The sequence below is a fragment of the Pseudaquabacterium pictum genome (genome assembly GCF_005403045.1).
GTDB lineage: Bacteria > Pseudomonadota > Gammaproteobacteria > Burkholderiales > Burkholderiaceae_C > Pseudaquabacterium > Pseudaquabacterium pictum.
Window position 1 is genome coordinate 1 of the sequence record NZ_BJCL01000051.1, and the last position, 644, is coordinate 644.

The 644-nt window shown below is 80.4% G+C and carries 1 pseudogene; it reads left to right on the forward strand.

The annotated features are described in order from the left end of the window. Positions 1-644: pseudogene (locus tag FFT10_RS27905) on the forward strand (peptidoglycan-binding protein); the annotation flags it as partial.

Below are 644 nucleotides of genomic sequence, written 5' to 3' on the forward strand. Positions count from 1 at the left end.
GTGGTGGACGCTGGCGCCTGGTGCGCGCGGCCCGGCGGCACGGCCGGTGCTGGCGGTGGCCGCGCCTGCCTCGGCGCCGGCATCGTCGGCCAGTGCCGGTGTGCTGGCGGCCCCTGCCTCGGCGGCCGATGCGGTGGCCGCAGCCGCTGCCTCCGCGCCGCCGGCCCGTGCTGCCAGTGCCGCCGCCGCGGCGCCAGCGCTGCCGCTGTTTGATCTCCAGACCGACTGGGCCGCCCTGGCCGCCGACGACAGCACCGCGCTGCGCGAGCTGGCCACGGCCTGGGGGCCGCCGCTGCCGGCCGGTGCGCCCTGCAGCCTGGGCCCGGCGCAGGGCCTGGCCTGCTGGCGCCACCGCAGCGGCAACCTGCCGCTGCTCACCCAGCTGGACCGCCCGGTGGTGCTGGTCCTGGCCGACGGTAGCGGCCGCAGCGGCTTCGTCCGGCTGCTGGCCCTGGGGCCCGAGGGTGCGGTGATCGCCGCTGGCACCCGCCGCTGGCGGCTGCCGGTCGACCGGCTGGCGGCACTGTGGCGCGGCGAGCTGGTCACCTGGTGGCGGCTGCCGCCGGGTGTGGACACCGCACCGGTTGGCGCAGCCGCGCTGCTGGCGCCCGGCGCCAGCGGCCCGGCGGTGGCGGCGCTGCAGC